The 6,711-nt window shown below is 43.3% G+C and carries 6 protein-coding genes and 2 pseudogenes; 3 read left to right on the top strand and 5 right to left on the bottom strand.

Annotated elements, in window-relative coordinates:
• Positions 1 to 188: 188 nt before the first annotated feature.
• The 3 genes from VTH8203_RS09010 to VTH8203_RS09005 form a co-directional block, all read right to left on the bottom strand.
• The gene (locus VTH8203_RS09010) at positions 189 to 830 is read right to left on the bottom strand and encodes a GGDEF domain-containing protein (protein WP_158296098.1); all 642 of its coding nucleotides are present in this window, start codon (positions 828 to 830) and stop codon (positions 189 to 191) included.
• Between the two features lie 4 nt (positions 831 to 834).
• Positions 835 to 1,056, bottom strand: a complete 222-nt coding sequence (locus VTH8203_RS24470; protein ID WP_158296097.1) for a hypothetical protein — start codon at positions 1,054 to 1,056, stop codon at positions 835 to 837.
• Positions 1,057 to 1,245: 189 nt separating this feature from the next.
• The gene (locus tag VTH8203_RS09005; protein ID WP_096993367.1) at positions 1,246 to 1,644 is read right to left on the bottom strand and encodes a MaoP family protein; all 399 of its coding nucleotides are present in this window, start codon (positions 1,642 to 1,644) and stop codon (positions 1,246 to 1,248) included.
• 268 nt (positions 1,645 to 1,912) lie between these two features.
• On the opposite strand from VTH8203_RS09005, the gene VTH8203_RS09000 reads away from it, so the two are divergent.
• Together VTH8203_RS09000 and VTH8203_RS08995 are read left to right on the top strand one after the other, a co-directional pair.
• Positions 1,913 to 3,286 carry a DNA-3-methyladenine glycosylase 2 family protein gene (locus VTH8203_RS09000; protein WP_096993366.1) on the top strand — a complete coding sequence of 458 codons (1,374 nt, stop codon included), beginning with the start codon at positions 1,913 to 1,915 and terminating at the stop codon, positions 3,284 to 3,286.
• The gene (locus VTH8203_RS08995) at positions 3,283 to 3,762 is read left to right on the top strand and encodes a methylated-DNA--[protein]-cysteine S-methyltransferase (protein ID WP_096993365.1); all 480 of its coding nucleotides are present in this window, start codon (positions 3,283 to 3,285) and stop codon (positions 3,760 to 3,762) included. The genes VTH8203_RS09000 and VTH8203_RS08995 overlap by 4 nt, the downstream gene beginning before the upstream one ends.
• Before the next feature lie 404 nt (positions 3,763 to 4,166).
• Here VTH8203_RS08995 and VTH8203_RS24355 read toward each other — a convergent pair.
• Positions 4,167 to 4,433 (bottom strand): annotated as a pseudogene (locus VTH8203_RS24355) (DUF3612 domain-containing protein); the annotation flags it as partial.
• Positions 4,434 to 4,533: 100 nt separating this feature from the next.
• Here VTH8203_RS24355 and VTH8203_RS08990 point away from each other — a divergent pair.
• Positions 4,534 to 4,656: pseudogene (locus VTH8203_RS08990) on the top strand (MGMT family protein); the annotation flags it as partial.
• 403 nt (positions 4,657 to 5,059) lie between these two features.
• On the opposite strand, the gene VTH8203_RS08985 reads toward VTH8203_RS08990, so the two are convergent.
• The gene (locus tag VTH8203_RS08985) at positions 5,060 to 6,523 is read right to left on the bottom strand and encodes a DUF3612 domain-containing protein (RefSeq protein WP_370739214.1); all 1,464 of its coding nucleotides are present in this window, start codon (positions 6,521 to 6,523) and stop codon (positions 5,060 to 5,062) included.
• Positions 6,524 to 6,711: the final 188 nt, after the last annotated feature.

The following is a 6,711-nucleotide window of genomic DNA, read 5'->3' as shown; positions in this document are numbered from 1 at the left end:
ACGTGGATCGGGTATGCGATTAAGGCGTTCAAAAAGTGTCATTTTGTAGGTTGAGTAGTACATAGATAATGATCTGATCAACAAAATCAGGATTAGTTCAATCGAAAATAAAGAACATTTAATTCCTTGATGCAGGTGAACGCAAATTGACCGTGTTGTTTGGCATTTAATCAATTAAACCCTACAAACTATGTGAGATCTCGCCCTGGGCTTTTGGCGATGTACAGGGCATCATCGGCGCGGATAAAAATAAGGTTATTTTTTTCCTGATAGCGAGCTTGAGTCACGCCGACACTCAACGTAATTGCGAAAGTGTGTTCTTCATAATGGAAAGGCTCATCTGCAATAGCGCGACGGATACGCTCAGCGATTTCAAAAGCGGCATATTCGTCAATGTCTGGCAACAATAATGCGAATTCTTCGCCGCCTACCCGCGCTAAAGTATCACCAGGTCGAATGATGTTTTTTACCCGTGTGACCACTTCCTTAAGTGTCTTGTCACCCGCCAAGTGTCCATAGGTATCATTCACCTTCTTGAGCAACAAGCAATGCGGAGTTGTGCTTTTTGTTATCGCGCTGAGCGTAGAAAAGAAGTGACGGCGATTGGCAATCTTTGTGAGGGCATCTGATTCACTTTGTTTGCGTAATTTCACTTCTAGGCGATGGCGTTTTGAGATATTTCGAGTCAGCCAGCAAACGACTCTTTTGTCGTGATACTTAAATGAAAGGGGTGATATCTTCCCTTCGAACATCAAGACACCAACAGGACCCGAACGCTGATCCAAGCCTGCAACATCTTCTCCTGCTAAATCATATTCGACAGTGAGCACTTGGTTATTGTCTAACGCAGTAATGATTATTCTCAATAAACCAGTCGGCTTTGTCTTGTTCCAACACGGCGTGTAAAGACTGTCCGATAAGCACTTTTCCATCATGATAGGATTGCGAGTCTGTTCCTCCAAGTAAATCGATGTATTCGCCTGTTTCACTTAATATGAACACAGGATCGGGTAAACAAGAGAGTACTTCATAGACTTCGTCTAGGTTAGTGAGCATGTTCATCCTTGTCTTTGCATAATCTAGTTTACTCACCATAGAGTATATGCACTTAGAAGAATTCAAAGCAGAGATTCGCAAAGCTGAGGTGTAGGTCGACAAAAAGAGCCGATCCTATATATGACGGGGCTTCGTGTACACCGATGCACATAAAATGCAAGCACTAAAAAGGCGTTTTAGACCACGTTTTTATGAGTTATCAGAGTCTAGGTTCTTATTAACCAGGCTGTCATCCATATCGTCTGAAGTATCATAATCTGAATCGTCATTACTTGCCTCTGACGCGGTATTGTTGCCATTTAAGGCATGGAACCTTTTTCTATCTCGCGCAAGGTGGATGTATTTTATCCAGGTTTTTTCTAGCTTGCTTTCAGCGTGTCTTTCGTCTTTGAGTACTTCTATAAAGTGCTGCTCCGCCTCGGACTCAGGGGACATATCTCCGCTTTCTAGCAGACTCATGGTGTCACCAAAACGAATCAAAAGGTCTTCTTCCACTAAAGTAAAATCACCAGACTTAGCAAATCCGCGTTTAAAGCGCTTGTTATCGTAAAAAGGTTTCTTTCCAAGACGAAAATCTACATTTGACATAGCTACCCTCATAACATGACGTTAACCATCGAACTCAGCCTCAGTATAGACAGAGGATGAAAGGTTTTTAAAATTTTACACGTCGATTTTATTGATGTTTTTTTGTGTACGTATTAACTCATTGGTTAGGGGCTACTTTTACTCGGTTTATTTAATATTGCGTGAGGGTTTAATGAAGATTTTATGTCGCCATTGAGTTCCGAAAATGGCTAGTAAGATGTGAGATGTGAGTTACACTGGCGACAGAATAAACAAGTTTGAGGTAGTGATGGACTCACTGACGAGAGAGCAATATTCAGTCGCTCGACTATCAAGGGATCCTAGGTTTGACGGTGTGTTTTTCGTGGCGGTAAAGACAACGGGTATCTTTTGCCGTCCCATTTGTCCCGCAAACTTACCACGAGAAGAGAATGTTGAGTATTTCTCAACAGCACCGGTTGCGTTGCAAGCTGGATATCGACCCTGCTTACGTTGCCGTCCAGACAGTGCGCCTAATTCTTGGGCATGGCTTGGTAAAGAAACCAGTTTTCGTCGAGCTGTAAAGTTGATTGAGCAGGGGGCGTTGCAGTATTCGAACTTAGAGACCTTGTCAGACAGACTGGGTGTGACCAGTCGATACTTAAGACAATTGTTTCAAAATCATTTGGGTATGTCACCCAAAGTCTACGCTCAATATCATCAATTGATGTTTGCCAAACAGTTGCTTCATAGCAGCTCGTTATCAATAACCGATGTTTGTTTTGCCAGTGGCTTCAATAGTACTCGTCGATTTAATGATGCTTTTAAGAAGTACCTGAAGTTAACACCTTCGCAAATGAGACGTCACCATGTAAGATCTGATGATTTGGAGCGTAATGTCATTCACTTGGCTTACCGTGGTCAATATCATTGGGAGTCGCTACTCGACTTCAATCGTTTGAGAGCTATTGAGGGCGTAGAAGACGTGACGCCACACAGCTACTCTCGTTACGTGGATATTGATGGCAGTTTAGCTTGGTTCAAGTTGTACGCGGATGTTAAAGGTAAACAAACCGTCAAAGTGGAATTTGAATTGGAGGATGTCACAAAGCTGTCTTGGTTGATGAGCAATATAAAAAGAGTCTTCGACCTAAATACTGATGTGGCTTTGATAGAAGAGCGTTTATCGGCGCACGATGAGCAATTAGTGCTTAGGCCTGGATTACGACTTCCGGGAGTTTGGTCGACTTGGGAAGCGGGAGTTAGGGCAGTAGTGGGACAGCAGGTTTCGGTAAAAGCGGCCGTCGGACAGCTCAATTTGCTGACGGACACCTTGGGCCATAATGTATCCGGACAGCGAGTCTTTCCTAACGCAAACGTTGTGGCCCGCTCTGACCTCAGTTTTCTTAAAATGCCAAACAGTCGAAAAGAGACATTAGCTCGCTTAGCGCAGCATATTGCTAACACGCCAGAAAGCCCACCAAGCAATTGGTTGTCTTTGAAAGGCATCGGACCATGGACGGTTAGTTATGCAAGAATGAGAGGAGCCTCAGAGCCAGACTTATTTCTTGACAGTGATTTGATCGTTAAAAAATACCTGGCGAAGCACCCACAGTTGAATGCGGCGAAGGTATCGCCGTGGGGGAGCTACGCGACGTTGCATTGTTGGAGCCATTTTTCATGAAGTATTACTTAATTACACCGAGCCCCCTTGGGAATGTCACGATTCAAGCAAACGATGATGGGTTGCTAGGACTCTGGTTTGAAGAACACACCACGCTCCCGAAATCGTTGGGGACCTTCGCGCCCGAGCACGCAATCTTAGTAGAGGCTTCGAAACAGCTTATTGGCTATTTCGAAGGTAGAGTGCAGTCGTTTGATCTGCCATTAGTGGCCGAAGGGACTGAATTTCAAAAACGAGTTTGGCGAGCATTATGTGATATTCCATTTGGTGAGTCGATCAGCTATCAAGAGTTAGCCAATCGAATAGGTAAGCCTAAAGCCGCAAGAGCAGTTGGAGCGGCCAATGGAAAAAATCCCATTTCCGTGATTGTTCCGTGTCACAGAGTCATAGGGAAAAGTGGCACATTAACAGGTTACGCTGGTGGCATTGAAAGAAAAAAGAAGCTGTTAGAGTTGGAGGGCATTGCTTTAACTTAAGCCGCCTACGGCAAGTGTTTTACTAGCCAAAAGATTTCAGAGCGTTATTTATCTCCATAAATCCAGTAACAATAGGACTTGGTTTCATATTTTTTTTGGCTCATTCGGCTTAAATTTGCAAATTGATATTGTTATTGATTGCATAATGCGAATGTATTTGCAAATTTACCATACTATATGAGCGTGATTTAACTGAAATTGATATTTATCTGACCAGATTTACGATAAAACAAAGACTTAAAAGTTGGCATGCTTGATGCATTACTTGGACTGACCCTTTTTAAGCCGAGGGTCACCTAGCCAACTGACGTTGTTAGTGAACCTCTTTTGTTCACATTTGTATATGGCCAGCCACACTTCTTTGTGACTGGCTTTTTTTATGCCAGATAGGATCTGACTGATTGTCAGACTATGCCATCTAGGCGCTCGGTATTGCTTTCGGCACAGCCGTCATAACAACGTGGCTCTCTCGGACAATTAGCGACGCGCGAGTAAATCAATCTTGCTTCTCGCTTAATGCCGCGTTCCAACTTATTTATATTGTGGATTTTAGCTACCGTCTGTAAATCTTTTTTGATGGTTCTTGGAAGGCTAACACTGCCTCCACCCCTCACACACGAAAGTTTTAGTTCGCTCACGATTTGCAATGTGTTACCGCCTTGAGCATCAATGGTCGAAAAGATCGTTTATCAATCATATATGCCAAGAGTGAGTTACGCCACGTTGCCTTGTTGGCGCTCAAAAACGAGTTTGGCAAGCATTATGTAATACCCCATTTCCATGATTGTTCTATGTCACAGAGTCATAGGGAAGAGTGGCGCATTAACAGGTTATGCTGGTGGCATTGAAAGAAAAAGGAAGCGGTTAGAGTTGGAAGATATTGCTTTAACGTAAGTCGCTTATAGTCGGCGTTTTACCAATCAAAATATTTCCAATGGTTATGTATGCCTATAGATCCAACAGGAAGAAGAATGACTTTCATATTAGTTCGACTCATTTGACCTAGATTTGCAAATTGATAATGTTTTTATTTGCATAATGCGAATAAATTTGCAGATTAAACATAATATATGAGTGTGGTTTATATGAAATAGTTACTTAGCTTACCAAATTTATCAGAAAACAATGACTTAAAAATTGGCACGCTTGATGCATTAACTAAATCGACCCTTCTTAAGCCGAGGGTCACCTAGCCAACTGACGTTGTTAGTGAACCTCTATTGTTCACATTTTTATATAGCCAGCCACACTTTTTTGTGTCTGGCTTTTTTTCTGTTGCATAGGATCTGGTTGATAGTCAAACGATGCCACTTAGGTCCGCGGTATTGCTCTCGACACAACCTTCATAACAACTTGGCTTTCTCGGGCAATTAGCACCACGCGAGCAAATCAATCTTGCCTCCCCCTCAATGCCGCGTTCCACCCAATTGATGTTGAGGATTTTAGCCACCGTCTGTAGATCTTTTTTGATGGTCCTTGGAATGCTAACACTGCCACCACCTTCAACACACGAGCGCTTTAATTCACTTGCAATTTCCAATGCGTTGCCACCTTGAGCGTCAATCGCCGGATTAAGGTCAATGCCTGCACAAAGGACGCGATTATTCCCAGCAGGATCTGTCATGTTGATGGACTCGCAGCAATAAATACGAGGTTCGTTGCCCACATTAAGAATGGAAATTTGTGCTGAGGAGCCGTTCTGGGGCTCAGATAAACGCCTAAACACTGCCCAATGTTGGCATGGGTCGTTCACCATTCGCATATTACCCCAAGGTAGTGGAATCCCATTTCCTCGATAGACCGCTTTAAGTTTTCCAGGACCATACGCGTCGAAATAGTGCCAATGTGGATAGGGGGAAACCACTGTCATGCGACGCATGGCAACAGAAGGAGAAACACCAGCGCGTTTGTGAACATCGATTTCATAGCCGTTTCGATCTAGTAACTGACGAAAAGGCACTTTGGGACAAAGTAGAGCACCAGCAAAAAAGCTGGACTCAAAATCGCGCCATGCTTGCAAAATGTCTTGTGAGTTTAGAGCAGAGTTTGACTGGGCCGTTGCGGAATCTTCCCAGCTATTGTGGTGCCCAACACTGAGAACGCTTTTAAGTCCTTCTTCACTGTGCAAAATTCGATGTCCGATATAAACCGCGAGGTCGTATTTTAGACGGGTTGGATACGCTTTCAGTATCTCGTTGAGATAGATGGTACCGGGAGGTTCAAAAAACGAAGTTACCAGTTGCTTGGCATTAATACCCAATTCATCGACGACATCTTGTGGTGTACGGTTCACCCACTGAACTCGCAATCCTAAATCGCTTGCGATGTCGATCAAATCTTCGACTGAAAGGTTAAGGCGTTTTAGCCCTACCTCTTCTGCTGCCCTTTCTAGATCAGGGAAATGGTTTTGAAGACTTTCTTGGTGAGCACGAATGAGTAGGTGGGCGAATTGTCTTCCGGTGATTCCGGTTTGCGACAACATTTCCGGAATAGCAATTTGTAAAATGTCATTGGAGAACAAAAAGCTGGGCTCTAACGCCATGCCACTAATACCGCCGCGGTTTCCCTTAACCGGAGTAATTTCTTCTTGTTCTGGTTCATTATCCAAAAACCAAGCTGGATCTTTTTGAAAAACTTCCGCGATGACCTCAAGCATATCGATACTCGGCACCCGTTTACCTCGTTCGATCATCGATAAATACGAGACGGATGGCGCGTACTCAGGATTGATACGAATACACCGTGCAGAGAGGTCTTCCATTGTTAAATGGTTGCGTTTTCGAAGGTTTCTCACCTTTGTTCCCAAAAAATGGGACTGGCGAATTAGACTTTTTGACAGAGGCATTTTGTAAAATTCACATTGTAAAATTTTTGTTGTGAAATTGTAGTCAAAAACGCGCTAGTCTACAAAGTATACAAATCACAAAACGAATATAAATTTAAACACTT

The sequence above is a fragment of the Vibrio thalassae genome, assembly GCF_900089835.1.
In the GTDB taxonomy this organism is placed as follows: Bacteria; Pseudomonadota; Gammaproteobacteria; order Enterobacterales; family Vibrionaceae; genus Vibrio; species Vibrio thalassae.
This window is presented reverse-complemented; position numbering and strand designations above follow the sequence as displayed.